Below are 14,285 nucleotides of genomic sequence, written 5' to 3'. Positions count from 1 at the left end.
ATTAGAATATGATACAGTGGTAGGGAGGGGGGATAGAAGTTGAAAGAATTACAACAAAAAATCGCAGATTATACTCGCTTCGGTCAAGTCCTTCTCGCAATATCTACCTTTTTAATGATTGGTTTATTGATTCCAAATGGAGGAAGAGAAACGGTACAATTTTTTGCGATGATGGGTGTTATCGTTTTATTTTTAGCAATGTCGTTTTTCTTTTTTAAACGTGTTAAAGTGTTGCGTGATCGGTTAGAGGAGAACGAGTATGAATAGATGAAACGCTACAAGAAGAATATATCTTTTTGTAGCGTTTTTTTATATAGATAAAATTTTTGTAGAAAATGGATACGTTTTATATTGACAATGATAATCTTTATCAATTATAATGTGAGAGAAGATAGCTCTAATGTGAGAGTTTAGAAGGATTAGAACCGAGTGAAATATCTAGTATATATTTGAAAATTCTACACCCCCCTCAAACCTGTAGTTTTCTTTATACTAGTTATCATATGGAAGCAGTAAACAAGTTTTGTTTACTGCTTTTTTTTTCGTCAAGACTTGTATATCGCTGTAATAATAAAGTTAGCATAGAGATTTAGCTCTTCTACACCACGTTCATCATTTGCAATATCAAAAACAACTGCCTTTCCCTCAATCACTTCTGTTAAAATTTGAATTTTCCCCATATTTTTATTTACCTCGTTTATAATAGATGTAAAACTTGCAATATACTGTACGTTCTGAAATATATTACAGGTCAAGAGGGAATGACCATTTCTATTATTGAAGATATTACGAAGGTAGCTGGAGTATCAAAAGCAACGGTTTCTCGAATACTCAATCGTCATCCTTACGTCCGTCCAAAATTGCGGACAAGAATAGAAGCAATTATTGAGGAACAAAACGATGTACCAATCGCAACGGCTAAAGATTTGAGGTGTCTTCAAACAAATTTAGTTGGTGTAGTTATTCCAAATATATATCATCTTTTTTAGCCAGTTAATTCAAGAATGAAGCCACATATTAAAAAAATCATTATGATATTGTGATTTTACAGTCAAATTATGAGATGGATAAGGAGGTAGCAATATGTTTCATACCGATCGTTTGCAGTTTCGGAAATATACAATGGCTGATTTAGACTTTTATGCTTCGTTATGGGGAAATGAAAAAGTAATGCGCTATATTGGAAATGGGACACTTAAAACATATATGCAGTGTAAAAAAAGCCTCGAAAACTGGGTTCTTCCAGGTTATCAAAATGGCTTAGGACTATTTCTAATGATTGAAAAAGAGACAGCAGTACCGATTGGACACGCGGGACTTGTGCGGCAACAAGTGGACGGTAAAGAAGAAATTGAAATTGGTTATTGGTTACTTCCTGCATATTGGAGAAAAGGTTATGCAAAAGAAGCAGCAACAGCATTTCGGGACTATGGATTTCAAGCACTAAGACTAAAAAAATTAATTTCCCTTATTAACCCCGATCATCCCGCTTCTATTTTTGTCGCTAGAAAGACAGGATTAAGCTATGAAAAAACAGCTTCATTTCATGGGAAGGATGTTCTTGTTTATGCGATTAAAAGAGCGGAGTAATGATTAGTAGGAAGCGATACTTCTAGCGTTGTATAAACGGTATAAGAATAATCTGCTAGCTTATACAATAAGAACAACCTTGAAGGATAGATATACTAGGATAGAGAGAATAGCAATGCGTTGAAAAATCTATATATTCAAACGAAAAGTGATAAGAACATATAAGAAAAGGCTTGTTTTCAAAGTGAAAACAAGCCTTTTATCTGGGCAGTAAGACTCCTATCTCAAGATTCAAAGAGAAGCAAGGAAGATAGGTGAGAGCTCATAATTAGTGAGGGATGAAGACCCTCACTAATTAAAATTTCATTTTATCGGTTTTAGAGTAATTAGTATACGTGTTTTCGGTTTTCTGCATGGCTAGAGATGAGTAGTAATGCAGATTCTTCCCCAATATTCCGAACAATATGAGGCACGCAAGCGCTCCAAGAAAATGAATCACCTTCTTCTACGATTGCAATATCTTCTCCATGCTGTACTTCTAATTTTCCACGTAAAACGAGATGACATTCTTCCCCTTCATGAGCGTTTGGTTTATTTTCTTTCGGGAATCCAACAGGAATCTCTACTAAAGATAAGCGCAGACCACCTTGTTCTGCTACATGTTCAATTCTTTGCTGATCTTTTCCGTATACGCTATATTTCCGCTCTTCTTTTTTAACAATTTTCATGCGATTTTTTTGTTCAAGCAATAAATAAGGAAGAGGAACATTTAGGAAATTGGAAATCGTTTCTAAAGTTGAGATAGATGGTGAAGTTTTATTATTTTCAACCTGGCTCATAAATCCTTTAGAAAGTCCTGTCCCTTCACAAATTTGGGCGATTGTGATGCCTCTGCGTTGACGAATTTCGCGTATTGCAGAACCAATATTCATAAAATCAATCTCCTTTTTGTAAACAACTATTTGTATCATAGCAAAAAAAAATTATTTTTTCTTAAAAAAAATGAATTGACGAATAAAAAATTTTATTGTATGTTTTGTAATGTTAATAAAAGTTCTATATAACAAAACTATAAAGGAGAGAAAGAAATGAATCAACGTATTGGTAATTTAATTATTCGTATCGTGTTAGGAGTAACGTTCTTCATGCACGGTTTAGTAAAATTCCAATCAGGAATTGAAAATATTGCAGGATGGTTTACAAGTATCGGTTTACCTGGTGGCCTTGCTTATGGTGTAGCAACAATGGAATTGGTTGGCGGTTTATTATTAATTATCGGTCTAGGTGTAAGATATGTTGGACTACTATTTGCAATCATTATGCTTGGAGCAATTGTAAAAGTAAAATGGTCAGCTGGTCTATTAGGAGATGGGAAAAATCCTGGTTTTGAATTAGATCTTGCACTATTAGCAATGGGACTTCATTTATTTATTGCGAAAGCTGATGGGTTTATAGATAATTTCTTAAAAGCAACTATGTTTAAAAAAGACTAATCTTATCGGGGGTATAACAATATGAGCTTTCAGCTTCATCCCAACACAGCACTTGGTATTGTTCATCTATACGTATCAAATATAAAAAAATCACGAGAATTTTATACGAATGTATTACAATTCAAAGTCATTCAAGAAGAAGAGACAATCGTTACACTTGGTACAAATACAAATGAACCACTTCTTATAATAGAAGAACAAAAAGATGCTTTACCAAAACAGAGAAATCGAACTGGCCTATATCACTATGCAATTTTATTACCGACGAGACAAGATTTAGCAAATGTGCTGCGTCATCTTGTAGAGAAGGTATATCCGTTGCATGGTGGAGCAGATCATTACTTTAGTGAGGCTCTTTACTTAGCTGATCCAGATGGGAATGGAATAGAAATTTATCATGATCGCCAAAGAGAAGTATGGCGCGATGAAAATGGAGAGCTCCCGTTTGTTAGTAACCCGTTAGATGGTGAAGGATTATTACAGCAAGGAGAGGCATGGAGTGGGTTCCCGAGTGGTACAGTGATGGGACATATTCATTTCCATGTATCTGATTTAGAAGAAGCAAGACAATTTTATGTAGATGGTCTAGGATTTGATGTAACGATTCCACCCCGAAATGGTGCGTTGTTTGTTTCTGCTGGTGGATATCATCATCATGTCGGTTTAAATACATGGCAAGGTGAAGGAGTGCCACCACAAATGCCAAATTCTATCGGCTTGAAATATTTCACAATTGTATTAGCGAATGAAACAGAAACAGAAAAGGTATGTAAAAGCTTAAAAGATATTGGTGTTATTGCGACGTACAAAGAGGGAGTATTACAAGTTGAGGATCCATTTGGCCATCGTATTCGCTTGATTACAAAAGAAGAAGCCTAAGCGGCTTCTTCTTATTTTTTTATAATCGCTTTTTCATTCTGCAAAAAGAGGTCATCAAATTGTTTTGCTAAATCAAAATCAAGTTTTGTTAGTCCTTTTGCATTCCACGATGACAAAGTGATAATCACTGCTTTATACTGAATAAGGATAAATGGATGGTGATTATGTTCTTCTGATAGTTTGGCGGCTTCAGAGACAAATTCGACACCTTTTAAGTAGTCGGAAAACATATATTTTCTTTCAATCCATTTTTCATCTTTCACTGTCCATTTATCTAGCTTCTTTAATTCCTCTTGTACTTCATGATCTGTTAATCGTTGCATTATTTCTCACATCCTTTATTGGAAGTAAAGCAAGTCCATTATGGATTAAACGTTGTACAGATTCATTTTCTGTAAATGTAGAGAGTTGTTGCAGTAAGAAAGAGGCTGTTTTTTGATTTTTGTTATGTTCTACAAGTAACTCTAATATTTCAAGGCGGAGTAGCCATTCTTTTTTATAGAATTGATTTAATACTTCATGTATGGCTACTAATTGTTCTACATCTGAATCTTGCAGCTCACCTTTATTTCGAATATCTCGAACCGTTTGATACATACGATCTAGCTCTGATAGTGAAAGTGGTGCGGGGGTTTTTTCTATTTCTTCATCCATAGGGAAGAATGAAGCTGCATCGGCTGCACCTGGGAATACAGATGTAATGTTAGAACCAACTGCCATATCAAAAGTTCCCCATGAAGCATCAAATAATAAGCGATCTTTATAAACAACAGTGCAATTTGTAAAGGAAATAAGAATGACTTTCTCATCCTGTTTTATAATATCAGTTACAGTTCCTTTTACGTGAACACCACTTGCAAAGGAAAAATCAGCATTGTTTCCAATTCTAATGCCTAATGATTGTAAAGATTCCTCTGTACAATCTTCTAGTGCTATATTGTTTTGTAATAAACCAATTGGTGTACCAAATCCATCTTCATGTACAGCTGTTGAGTGATGAGGCAGTTGCTTATGATTGAATGCTAAAGCTGTTGGTGTACTTGTTTTCAGATAAATTACTTCACCAACCTCATTTTGCACCATTTCTGAGAATGTACCTGTAATTTGTAAACCACTACTTAGTTCAGCAGTCGCTATGTTTTCAGAGCGAATTGCTTTTTCTAATCCTTCCGCACCACCCGTCTTAAAAGCCATTGTTTTAGAAAATGCTTCAAGTGCTTCTATCAGTTCTTCAAATGACTGACAGACAAATAGTTGCGGCTGCATTTTCGTCACATCATATGTTGTCTTTATGCAAGCTTCGATTGAGAATGGCACTTTTTCAACAGCATCTGTTAAACAATACTTACCTTCGCCTACAGAAGATAGTAGACCAGCTCCGTAAATTTTAGGGTTGTCTAAATCGCCAATCAGTCCATATTCAACTGTCCACCAAAAAAGGCGAGAAATTTGTTCCGCTTCTGATACACCTGAAACTAGTTTTTGTTTTTCGATTACTTCTTTTTCTGCTGCTTCAATTTCGTCAGGTGTAGAAGTTGGACTTTCTTTTACAATGGTGAGTGTGCGAACTGCTTCAAAGGCATCATGCTCTTCTTTTGTTGAGAAAGCTTTTGCTCCAATTTGTCCAAAGCGTTTTACATACTTAGCATATGTAGGATCAAGTAAGATTGGAGCATGACCTGCTGCTTCATGAACGATATCAGGTGCTGGTGTATATTCAATATTTTCTACTTTGCGAATATCTGTTGCGATTGGTAGTAAACCATGACCTTGGAAGTCAAAAAATGCGACTCCGGGAATGAGACCATCAATCGTTACAGCTCCCCATCCGCTTGGTGCTAAACATTCATTCATTTCTTCCACTTTTGGAATTGCATCTATATTAATACCAGATGATTTTAATCCGTTCACATAAGCTGGATGAGCCACATCTTTTAAAAAGTTATGGTTTTGCTTCATAATATAGCGCCATACAGCGTGATTAATGGGTGTGTATTGATCATAATGCTGCTGAGACACAAATGGCTTTAAATGAGCTGGAATTTCTGTCTTCTTTTTCATTTCTACATCCTCCTTTTTTCTCTCATCAATTGGTTATGAGTTCTTTCTGTCAGTAGAAATTCACTGAAATATCATCCTTTATAAAATGTATCACCACCATTTTTAAAAATGTAAACGCTTATAAAAATTTTATCATAAGATTCCGAATTGTTTAACATTTGTTTTGTGAGAAACAAAAAAAGTTAGTATTGGATCATTTGATAGAGGGAGATGAAATAGCGATACCCCACCCTTCTATTTTAGGATAGCTTACTTGGTGAAGTTTTGTACGGAGTAGAGGGTGAAGAAAACACCACTGATAAAAATTTTATCTTATCTAAAATATAGCGATGGGGGAATGATAAGGAGGACGAATAATAGGGGGATAAAGAAAATGTGTAAAAAGTGGTTTTTTCTTATAATTTGTATGTTTTATTTATATGGGAGTATTTCTACTGTTCAAGCGGAAACAAAAGATATAAAAGTAGCTTTTATCCGCGATCATAATTTATGGGTAAAAATAAACGGTAAGGAAACACAAATAACAAACGGAGAATATATTACAAAACCGAAATGGTCGCACGATGGGGGATGGATTGCATATGCAAAGGGGAAAGAACAAAATCTGCTTGAATTGTACCGCATTAAGGATGGGAAAAAAATTGTGCCATCTCAAACGGAGGCACGAAATTATCAATGGTCGCCGACAGACAACATCATTGCGTTTAAATTTACAAAGACATTAAATATATTTGATGCAGAAAAAAAGAATGCCACATTTGAAAATGTATCAAGCGGCACCGGAGACTATGCATGGTATCCAGATGGAAAGAGATTCCTTGTTTCATCTGAAGCCCAGCTTCTTCCAACAGGTTGGACAGGGGCGCAATTATACGAAGTACAAAAGGAAGCTCAACTGAACCCAAAGAAAATAAAACATTTGTATTCACTACCGAGTATGCAGGAGGATTTCTTTGCTTATGTTGCAAGTAAATTTACGTGGTCTCCAAACCGAAAGTGGATTGCTTTTTTAGCTGTGCCAACAGCTTCATGGTCTGCTGATAGCAACACGCTTTGTCTTTTGAAAGCAGATGGAAGGGATTTTACAAAAATAGACCAAATGTTATTAAATAGTAGCTGGATACAATGGGCACCATCAAAAAATACATTAGCATATATTGAAGGAAGCGGGAGATTCGCTGTTAAGAATAAGCATTTAAAAGTAAAAGAATTGCCAGCGCTTCAACAAGAAACGTTTACTCCTAAAGGATATGTGGATTGGGATTTTACATGGCATAATAATGAGCTGATTACACTTTCAAGAGCGAAAGAGATGAATTGGGAAAATGAAGAAGAAAAGAGAGTTTTGCCTTCATTATATCAAGTGAATATTGAAACAAATCAACAACGTCAAATCACAATTCCTCCTCAAAAGTATGGTGATTATCATCCAGTTTATATAAGGAATCATAAGTTAACATGGATGCGTTCTAATCGAAAAAAGGCAGAGATGTGGTTGGCGAATGCGGATGGATCAGCAGCGAAGAAATGGGTTAAGAATATAGATGTCCCTCAGTCGTATTATGAAAAATGGGATTGGGAAGAAGTGATTTCTGTTAAGGAAGTTTAAGAAACCCACCTAAAATATACTTTTAGGTGGGTTTCTTCTAATTATTTATGCGTTTTATTTGGCTTCTTCTTTCCAGGGTTTCCATTTCCTTGCCGCTTTCTATTTTGCTCATCCTTTGCTTGTTTTTCATGCAATGTGTTTAAGTAATCATTTGAACTATTCATGAATGATTCCTCCTCAAAGTTTCGTGTTCTCTCTGTTACTATAACCAATTGTGGTAGAAATGATGATTAGAGGTTTAGGGGGAGATAAATGATTGTATTTATGAAATTTTTTGAGGAGAATATTGTAAGTGGAAGGGATTAGGATGTTGCTATTGAAACTAGTATGACAATATATATTGAATTTCATATAGAGGAGGTGAGAGATGAACTTTTTTTGTAAGGCATGGTCAAGGAGTACATACCAAAAATGTGCCAGTAAGTTTGCAAATCGAGCAGCCTCATTTGACAACAGAAGGGAAGCAACAAGCGCTGTTACTTCGAAAGAGTTTACCGCTGAATGAAAATGATGTGCTAATTGTAAGTCCGACACTTCGAACTTTACAGACTGCGGAAATTTGGAGCTCGCAAGTATTTTGTCGAAAAATAACTCATTCCTGTATTTCACCGCGTATTTTTCCATACCGAAAAGAAGCAAGAACTTTGCCATGTGATTAGTTGTTAAATCGGGAGCTCATTCAAAAGTTATTTCCTAATTTTTTAGTAGGAGATAGTAAGAATAATCTGTTATGGAAAGAAGGAACCAATACAATATTAGAACAAGACTTTATGAATATAGCGGATGAATGCATAAAATGGTGCTATACATTACATGCAAACAGAATTTGTCTTGTTTCTCATGATGGAACAATTACAGCATATAGGCAGTATTTGCAAAAGAAAATATTGACAAGAGAGGATTTTTTAGAAGAAACAGGTATATATAAATTAAAGCTATGAATGGAGGGAGTATATGAATATTGCATTAGTAGTCGGTGATTATTCCAATCTAGAAGCACAATCACTGCGATCGACACTTGAGTATTTTGGGGCGAGAGTGATTACCTATTGGATTGGGCGACCGCGAGATTTGATGGAAATCCTTTCGGGAGAAGTTTTGTATGACGATATACATTATATTGTTTTTTGTTTCCATGGCGACGAAGGAGAAATGATAATGGGAGAATTAGCTGAAGAAGTATATGAAGAAAATGAACCGAGAGGAAACTTTGGCGTAACGGAAATTAGCAAATATGCAAAATTGCATAATAAGCATATTTTTAATAATGGATGTACATTAGGAAATAGAAAACTTGCAGAAGCATTTCTAAATAGCGGAGCAAAAACTTATATTGGTTCGGTAGATGATGTCGATGGAAATGCAGCATTAATGTTTATCATTCGCCTATTTTATGGGTTAATGAATCATAAACAAACAATCACGGAAGCATTTCAAACAGCGAAAACAATAGATGATGAAACGTATACTTTCCAATTATATAGATGAGAAAATGGCGTGCTTATTCCATATAGGATGAGCACGTTTCACATGTATTACATCATTTTTCACATTCTTTTAATGAAAACAATTATCAATTGTGGTATGATATTTTCAAGTTTTTATATGTAATAGAAGTAACTATATAAATATTAGCTTTAGATGTTTTATATAATTGTCACAAACTATTCATAATTAACATTTTAAAAATAAGTAACTAATGTTATTATATTTTTGTAACTAAATCAATTACAACTATAGGAGGAAGAAATGTTTATTCAATTTTTAAGAGAAAACAAAGCAGTTTCTTTTGTATTAGCGATTATTCGTGTTTATCTTGGTTATACATGGCTGATGGCTGGGATCGGTAAATTACAAGGAAAGGGATTTGATGCGACAGGGTATTTACAAGGAGCCATTGAAAAATCAAAAGGAGCACAACCGGCTGTACAAACTTGGTGGGCGTCATTTTTACAAGATTTCGCAATTCCGAATGTAGATCTATTCAATACGCTTGTAACATGGGGAGAAATTCTAGTTGGAATAGGCTTAATTGTAGGTTGTTTAACAAAAACAGCTATCTTTTTTGGTCTTGTAATGAACTTTTCCTATATGTTTAGTGGGTCTATTGGTGTAAATCCGCAAATGGTTATTTTATCTATGCTTATTCTTGTTTCGAGTATGAATGCTGGCAAACTGGGACTTGATGGCTGGATTGTAGCAAAATTATTCGGTTCAAAACTAAAAAAACGACAGAAACAAGCTGCTTAATATAGGAAAAGGGTATCTCATATACGGGATACCCTTTTGATTATTTTATTGGTGAAATAGGATTTTTTTCAAAGAACTCTTTTACATATCCTACAAATTCTTCCGGCTCTTGACGGAATGGAGCATGATAGCCTTTTTCGATAATATGGAAAGTGCTATTTTTCAAGAATTGATGATATGTTTCTCCTTCTTTCCAAGAAACGCTATTGTCATTTCTTCCCCAAATAATTAAGGCCGGAGTGGTTATTTCCGCTGCATTAATATTTAGACGGCGGGGCCATAATTTCATTTTGTTGTAATGTGCTTCATCATTTCGTTTAAATTTCACTTTATTTTCATCGTAATCGGTAATAGAAGAAACATTGCTTAAATCTGCAGATAACTTTGGTTTAGGTGATCCGTTTTTATTCGTTAATGCAGCAGCGCCTGTAGCATCTGCTAAAATAAGGTGCGTGACTGCTTCAGGATATAAATATGTTAAATTGAGAGAAATTTCTCCCCCCATAGAATGGCCGAGTATCGCAAATTTATCATAACCTAGTTTTTTCATTAATTTATAATATAAATTTGCGTGAGTTGGGAAAGAATAGTAAAAATCCATCGGTTTTGATGATTTTCCAAATCCTAAAGCATCAACAGCAATAATTGTATGATCTTTTGCTAAATCTGAGTAAATTTTTTGAAAGCCATCTGATGATCCGCCGAAACCATGAATCATAAGTAGCGGAGGTTTTTTGTCACCGATTTGTTTAAAATAAATGGTTTGTCCATCTATTTCTACCATTTTTTCATTGGTAGTGACTGCAACGGTGAGGATATCTTTTGCTTGTTTTACCGGTTTTTCTGCCACGCTACATGATGCTAATAGCATAAGAGCAAGACAGCTGACGATGTAGCATTTTATTTTATTCAAAGATGTGTCCCCTTTCTAGCATAAGGCTGCATCTATCATAGTAAATAGCATATCACGATTTCCAGGAAGGTGTCTTCCATTTCTGATCATAAGTGGAGAACGTAATGTTTCCTGAAATTGTTCATTTTGTAAGTAAGTGCGAAATGTGATTTGTGGTTGCAGGACATCAATCCGAATCACGCCATTCCACATTTGAGAGATTTGTTGTAACAATTGAATAGCATCTTTTTCCTTTTTCGCGATAAGAGGTGTTACACATAGAATATTTCCTTTTTGTATACATAGTGTAAAGGCATCTATAGTACCATTCGTTTCTAGTTTAAGAGAGAATGCTATTCTAGGTAGTAATAATGAATAAAGTTGTCGTCGATTGGCACCTGTTGCGGTTTGATCAAGCTGAACGATAGAGTCAAAATCGCGTGGCGCAATTGTCTTAAAATGGGGGGATTTCATAGTTGGATTTGTAACGAGTTTTTCAAACCGATGGACATTTGTTATTGTTTCAAACCCAAATGATTGATATAAAGGTACGCCGACGTCGGTAGCAATAAGAATAGTAGGAAGAGAAGAATCGGCTAATTGTAAACAATGTTCTAGTAAGGCGCGGCCTATACCTTGTCTCTGAAAATTTGGATGAACGATTAACATACCGATAGAAGAACATGCTGGTTGAAAGGGGAATACCCCGCCAGCGGCAACGAGTTTTTTATTTTTTATATAGCCTAATAATGTCCCGATTGAAAGATATAATTCAAATTGTTTTTGCATGAAAGATTTAGGTTGCAACCATCCAACGGACTCACAAAGGGATAGTAAATCTGGAATGTTCCATTTGTTTAATCGTTGTATTTTCATAGAATCGCCCCCACTTCTTTTTAGTAAATAAACTTTAGTTATGAAAGCCATTTCGGTTTATACTGCTTGTTTTGTCCAAAATGGATATAAATATTTTATCACAAGGAAAGGAAGATACACTCGTCTATTGTAAAGATCAAAACACTTGATAGGAAAGGACAAAGTTATACAAATTATAACGATAATTTACATAACTTAACAAAATATTTACGTGAGACTAATCTTTTCTTAACAGTTTTTCAGTAGATTGGGTAGTGGGAACTGAATAATCTGTTGGGGGGACAAAAAAGTGAAGAAAATGATAAAGAAAGCATGGCCATTTGCCGTTGTTGCATCGTTAGCAATTACTTCAGTGGCAACGTGGAACTTTACACATTCAGAAACAATCAAAGCAGATAGTAAGGGGAATAACGCGAAAATTAAGAACGTTATTGTATTAATTGGGGATGGTATGGGCCCTTCTTATATGACAGCTCATCGTTATATGAAGGATGACCCAAAAACATTTGGAATGGAGCCGACAGAATTTGATAAACATCTTGTAGGGACGCAAAAAACATATCCAGAAGATGAGCATGAAAATATTACGGACTCTGCATCGGCTGCAACAGCAATGTCAGCTGGTATTAAAACATATAATGCAGCGATTTCGGTTGATAATGATAAAACGGAAGTCAAAACCGTGCTTGAGCAGGCAAAAGAGCAAGGGAAAGCAACAGGATTAGTTGCAACTTCTGAAATTACACATGCAACGCCAGCTGCGTTTGGTGCTCATGATACGAGTCGTAAAAATATGGATGGTATTGCAGACGATTACTTTGATGAAAAAATTAACGGAAAACATAAAATAGATGTTATGCTTGGTGGCGGCATAAAAAACTTTGCGAGAAAGGATCGTAACCTTACAGAGGAATTTAAAAAATCTGGTTATAGTTATGTAACAGATCGAGAGCAATTGTTACAGGATAAAAACGATCAAATTCTTGGTTTATTTGCACCAGGTGGCTTAGATAAAATGATTGATCGCAATGAACAAACACCTTCATTAGAAGAAATGACAAATGCAGCAATTGATCGCTTAAAGAAAAATGATAAAGGCTTCTTCTTGATGGTAGAAGGTAGCCAAATCGATTGGGCTGGTCACGATAATGATGTCGTTGCAGCGATGAGTGAAATGGAAGACTTTGAAAAAGCATTTAAAGCGGCAGTTGAATTTGCGAAAAAGGATAAGCATACGTTAGTTGTCGCAACAGCTGACCATTCTACAGGAGGCTTCTCTTTAGGCGCAAATGGTGAATATAACTTTAAAGTAGATCCTCTGAAAGCTGCTAAACGTACTCCGGATTTCATGGCAAATGAAATTGCAAAAGGTGCCAACGTAGAAGAGACATTGAAAAAGTATATTGATTTAGAACTAACACCAGAAGAAATTCAAGCAGTAAATGATGCTGCTCCGTCAAAAGATGTGACGAAGATTGATAACGCAATTGAAAATATCTTCAATAAGCGATCTGTTACGGGATGGACAACAGGCGGACATACTGGTGAGGATGTAAATGTATATGCATTTGGACCAGGTAAATACTTATTCTCAGGTGTTCAAGAAAATACAAACTTAGCAAAACGTGTTTTTGATATTGTAGGCGGCGGTGACCCAAATAAAGGTAGACGCTAATTGTGAAAAAAAGCGGGGCAATTTGCCTCGCTTTTATATTTTTTAGAAGAAAAAAGCACGGATTACATTTTCACATTATAATGGCAATGAAATTTGATTTGTACATGCTTCAATTTCATCGATATCTTGGCGAATGGTTGCCATTTTATTATCCAGCTCTTCAGCTTTCATGGCAGCATCATGTAGTTCATCCTTTAAATAATCAGGGATATTTCCTTCATATTTATAATAGAACTTATGTTCTAAGCTTGCCCAAAAATCCATTGCAAGTGTACGTAACTGAATTTCAGCAAAGACATCCTTTGTACCAGAATTCAATAATAATGGATACTTAATGATCATATGCAAACTTTTATACCCATTTTGTTTCGGAGTGTCTATATAATCTTTTACCTCTACAACTTGCATATCTTCACGATTTTCAATTACTTGTTTTAAATGATAAATGTCTTCTACAAAGCAACATGTAATCCGAATGCCGATAATATCATGTAAATGTCTCTGAGCATTTGCGATTGTTGGGGCTAAATTTTTACGTTCCAACTTTTTTATAATGCTTTCAGGTTGTTTTAGCCTTGTTTTTATATGTTCAAACGGGTTGTAGTCTTCTAGGAACTGAGCTTCCCGATTCATAATTTCAAATTTTGTTTTTAACTCTTCTAAAGCAAATGTATATGGTAATACAAATGTTTTCCAATAGTTAACAGTTGATTGGTTATATTCCATTTATATACACACCTTTTTCATATTTACAACTCAGGTTGCTTATTATACTAAATACCAAATCATATAAGCACATGCTGCAAATGATGAAATCATGAAACGATATTTGGTTTTCATATGCTTTAACTCCTTTCTTCTCCATTTTTCTATATCAATTCAAAAAATTGTTAGCAAATTGATTATGTACAAGTTTAATAGTAATAGATTGATGTGAATTTCGTATGAACTAATTGTTTCAGCTTTTTGTCTTTTGGATAATGAGTGCAAGAATTCCTTGAATTTGAGATATTTTAATTG

At 35.0% G+C, this 14,285-nt stretch carries 17 protein-coding genes and 1 pseudogene; 10 read left to right on the top strand and 8 right to left on the bottom strand.

Annotated features, from left to right (window positions below):
• The first annotated feature begins 39 nt into the window (after positions 1-39).
• The gene (locus MR058_RS19955; RefSeq protein ID WP_242145495.1) at positions 40-267 is read left to right on the top strand and encodes a YrhC family protein; all 228 of its coding nucleotides are present in this window, start codon (positions 40-42) and stop codon (positions 265-267) included.
• 278 nt (positions 268-545) lie between these two features.
• On the opposite strand, the gene MR058_RS23355 is transcribed toward MR058_RS19955, so the two are convergent.
• Positions 546-680 carry a hypothetical protein gene (locus MR058_RS23355; RefSeq protein WP_277926642.1) on the bottom strand — a complete coding sequence of 45 codons (135 nt, stop codon included), beginning with the start codon at positions 678-680 and terminating at the stop codon, positions 546-548.
• Positions 681-761: 81 nt separating this feature from the next.
• On the opposite strand from MR058_RS23355, the gene MR058_RS19950 reads away from it, so the two are divergent.
• Positions 762-989 carry a LacI family DNA-binding transcriptional regulator gene (locus MR058_RS19950; protein WP_242145494.1) on the top strand — a complete coding sequence of 76 codons (228 nt, stop codon included), beginning with the start codon at positions 762-764 and terminating at the stop codon, positions 987-989.
• A 94-nt stretch (positions 990-1,083) separates the two neighbouring features.
• Positions 1,084-1,590: a GNAT family N-acetyltransferase gene (locus tag MR058_RS19945; RefSeq protein WP_242145493.1), complete on the top strand. Its 507-nt coding sequence runs from the start codon at positions 1,084-1,086 to the stop codon at positions 1,588-1,590.
• Positions 1,591-1,916: 326 nt separating this feature from the next.
• Here the strand turns inward: MR058_RS19945 and MR058_RS19940 are convergent, their stop codons facing one another.
• A complete protein-coding gene (locus MR058_RS19940) occupies positions 1,917-2,462 on the bottom strand; it encodes a helix-turn-helix domain-containing protein (protein ID WP_242145492.1) in 546 nt (181 codons plus the stop codon).
• 156 nt (positions 2,463-2,618) lie between these two features.
• On the opposite strand from MR058_RS19940, the gene MR058_RS19935 reads away from it, so the two are divergent.
• Entirely contained in the window at positions 2,619-3,023 is a 405-nt protein-coding gene (locus tag MR058_RS19935) for a DoxX family protein (RefSeq protein WP_242145491.1), read from the top strand.
• Between the two features lie 21 nt (positions 3,024-3,044).
• Positions 3,045-3,902, top strand: coding sequence for a VOC family protein (locus MR058_RS19930; RefSeq protein ID WP_242145490.1), 858 nt, complete (start codon positions 3,045-3,047; stop codon positions 3,900-3,902).
• 11 nt (positions 3,903-3,913) lie between these two features.
• Here the strand turns inward: MR058_RS19930 and MR058_RS19925 are convergent, their stop codons facing one another.
• Together MR058_RS19925 and MR058_RS19920 are read right to left on the bottom strand one after the other, a co-directional pair.
• Complete coding sequence (locus tag MR058_RS19925) at positions 3,914-4,228, bottom strand: 4a-hydroxytetrahydrobiopterin dehydratase (protein WP_242145522.1); 315 nt, start codon at positions 4,226-4,228, stop codon at positions 3,914-3,916.
• Complete coding sequence (locus MR058_RS19920) at positions 4,203-5,963, bottom strand: aromatic amino acid hydroxylase (protein ID WP_242145489.1); 1,761 nt, start codon at positions 5,961-5,963, stop codon at positions 4,203-4,205. The genes MR058_RS19925 and MR058_RS19920 overlap by 26 nt, the downstream gene beginning before the upstream one ends.
• A 373-nt stretch (positions 5,964-6,336) precedes the next feature.
• Here MR058_RS19920 and MR058_RS19915 point away from each other — a divergent pair, with 373 nt between their 5' ends.
• Positions 6,337-7,572, top strand: a complete 1,236-nt coding sequence (locus MR058_RS19915; protein ID WP_396021459.1) for a TolB family protein — start codon at positions 6,337-6,339, stop codon at positions 7,570-7,572.
• Between the two features lie 41 nt (positions 7,573-7,613).
• Here MR058_RS19915 and MR058_RS19910 read toward each other — a convergent pair whose 3' ends face one another.
• The gene (locus MR058_RS19910) at positions 7,614-7,736 is read right to left on the bottom strand and encodes a DUF4023 domain-containing protein (protein WP_041810033.1); all 123 of its coding nucleotides are present in this window, start codon (positions 7,734-7,736) and stop codon (positions 7,614-7,616) included.
• A 213-nt stretch (positions 7,737-7,949) separates the two neighbouring features.
• On the opposite strand from MR058_RS19910, the pseudogene MR058_RS19905 reads away from it, so the two are divergent.
• From MR058_RS19905 to MR058_RS19895, 3 genes and pseudogenes are all read left to right on the top strand, one after another.
• Positions 7,950-8,513, top strand: a pseudogene (locus MR058_RS19905) (histidine phosphatase family protein); the annotation flags it as partial.
• 13 nt (positions 8,514-8,526) lie between these two features.
• Positions 8,527-9,060 (top strand): CHAT domain-containing protein, encoded by a 534-nt coding sequence (locus MR058_RS19900; RefSeq protein WP_242145488.1) that lies wholly within the window; start codon positions 8,527-8,529, stop codon positions 9,058-9,060.
• A gap of 261 nt (positions 9,061-9,321) precedes the next feature.
• Entirely contained in the window at positions 9,322-9,822 is a 501-nt protein-coding gene (locus tag MR058_RS19895; protein ID WP_242145487.1) for a DoxX family protein, read from the top strand.
• Positions 9,823-9,862: 40 nt separating this feature from the next.
• Here the strand turns inward: MR058_RS19895 and MR058_RS19890 are convergent, their stop codons facing one another.
• Positions 9,863-10,693, bottom strand: a complete 831-nt coding sequence (locus tag MR058_RS19890; protein ID WP_242145520.1) for an alpha/beta fold hydrolase — start codon at positions 10,691-10,693, stop codon at positions 9,863-9,865.
• 57 nt (positions 10,694-10,750) lie between these two features.
• Positions 10,751-11,590, bottom strand: a complete 840-nt coding sequence (locus tag MR058_RS19885; RefSeq protein WP_242145486.1) for a GNAT family N-acetyltransferase — start codon at positions 11,588-11,590, stop codon at positions 10,751-10,753.
• Positions 11,591-11,879: 289 nt separating this feature from the next.
• Here MR058_RS19885 and MR058_RS19880 point away from each other — a divergent pair, with 289 nt between their 5' ends.
• On the top strand, positions 11,880-13,265 hold the full coding sequence (locus MR058_RS19880; RefSeq protein ID WP_242145485.1) for an alkaline phosphatase: 1,386 nt from the start codon (positions 11,880-11,882) through the stop codon (positions 13,263-13,265).
• Positions 13,266-13,340: 75 nt separating this feature from the next.
• Here the strand turns inward: MR058_RS19880 and MR058_RS19875 are convergent, their stop codons facing one another.
• Positions 13,341-13,991, bottom strand: a complete 651-nt coding sequence (locus MR058_RS19875) for a GTP pyrophosphokinase (RefSeq protein WP_242145484.1) — start codon at positions 13,989-13,991, stop codon at positions 13,341-13,343.
• Between the last annotated feature and the right edge of the window lie 294 nt (positions 13,992-14,285).

It is taken from the genome of Bacillus cereus group sp. BfR-BA-01430 (assembly GCF_022663115.1).
Taxonomy (GTDB): Bacteria; Bacillota; Bacilli; order Bacillales; family Bacillaceae_G; genus Bacillus_A; species Bacillus_A cereus_BD.
This window is presented reverse-complemented; position numbering and strand designations above follow the sequence as displayed.

Bases quoted from the DNA above. Each gene is read 5' to 3' on its own strand.
- MR058_RS23355 (WP_277926642.1), bottom strand. From the start codon at position 680: ATGGGGAAAATTCAAATTTTAACAGAAGTGATTGAGGGAAAGGCAGTT.
- MR058_RS19950 (WP_242145494.1), top strand. From the start codon at position 762: ATGACCATTTCTATTATTGAAGATATTACGAAGGTAGCTGGAGTATCA.
- MR058_RS19945 (WP_242145493.1), top strand. From the start codon at position 1,084: ATGTTTCATACCGATCGTTTGCAGTTTCGGAAATATACAATGGCTGAT.
- MR058_RS19940 (WP_242145492.1), bottom strand. From the start codon at position 2,462: ATGAATATTGGTTCTGCAATACGCGAAATTCGTCAACGCAGAGGCATC.
- MR058_RS19935 (WP_242145491.1), top strand. From the start codon at position 2,619: ATGAATCAACGTATTGGTAATTTAATTATTCGTATCGTGTTAGGAGTA.
- MR058_RS19930 (WP_242145490.1), top strand. From the start codon at position 3,045: ATGAGCTTTCAGCTTCATCCCAACACAGCACTTGGTATTGTTCATCTA.
- MR058_RS19920 (WP_242145489.1), bottom strand. From the start codon at position 5,963: ATGAAAAAGAAGACAGAAATTCCAGCTCATTTAAAGCCATTTGTGTCT.
- MR058_RS19915 (WP_396021459.1), top strand. From the start codon at position 6,337: ATGTGTAAAAAGTGGTTTTTTCTTATAATTTGTATGTTTTATTTATAT.
- MR058_RS19910 (WP_041810033.1), bottom strand. From the start codon at position 7,736: ATGAATAGTTCAAATGATTACTTAAACACATTGCATGAAAAACAAGCA.
- MR058_RS19900 (WP_242145488.1), top strand. From the start codon at position 8,527: ATGAATATTGCATTAGTAGTCGGTGATTATTCCAATCTAGAAGCACAA.
- MR058_RS19895 (WP_242145487.1), top strand. From the start codon at position 9,322: ATGTTTATTCAATTTTTAAGAGAAAACAAAGCAGTTTCTTTTGTATTA.
- MR058_RS19890 (WP_242145520.1), bottom strand. From the start codon at position 10,693: ATGCTATTAGCATCATGTAGCGTGGCAGAAAAACCGGTAAAACAAGCA.
- MR058_RS19885 (WP_242145486.1), bottom strand. From the start codon at position 11,590: ATGAAAATACAACGATTAAACAAATGGAACATTCCAGATTTACTATCC.
- MR058_RS19875 (WP_242145484.1), bottom strand. From the start codon at position 13,991: ATGGAATATAACCAATCAACTGTTAACTATTGGAAAACATTTGTATTA.